Below are 272 nucleotides of genomic sequence, written 5' to 3'. Positions count from 1 at the left end.
GTACGACGTGGCGCTATACCCGATCCGGGCTATTGGCCGAACGGGTCGATGCGCTCGAACATTCGGTCAGCTACCACTGGGACCGGCTCGGCCGCCTGGTCGGCATGGCCAACCAGAACGAAAGCCGCGCCCGGTTCGTGTACGACGTGGCAGGCCGCCGGTTGGAGGAAACCGGTTTCGATGGACTGACCACGCGCTACCAGTACGACCCGAGCAGCGGTCGGCTGGCGAGCAGTCAGGTTGGCCAGCGCCGCATCGACCTGCGCTTCGAT

The 272-nt window shown here is 65.8% G+C and carries 1 protein-coding gene; it reads left to right on the top strand.

What is annotated here, in order from left to right; genetic code table 11:
- Positions 1-272, top strand: a 272-nt coding sequence (locus tag DM373_RS28585) for a hypothetical protein (RefSeq protein WP_157966924.1), incomplete at both ends; no start/stop codon positions are given.

Origin of the sequence: Pseudomonas sichuanensis (genome assembly GCF_003231305.1) — a bacterium.
Lineage (GTDB): Bacteria > Pseudomonadota > Gammaproteobacteria > Pseudomonadales > Pseudomonadaceae > Aquipseudomonas > Aquipseudomonas sichuanensis.
Note: the sequence above shows the minus strand (reverse complement) of the source record. Positions and strands in the feature narration are given on the sequence as shown.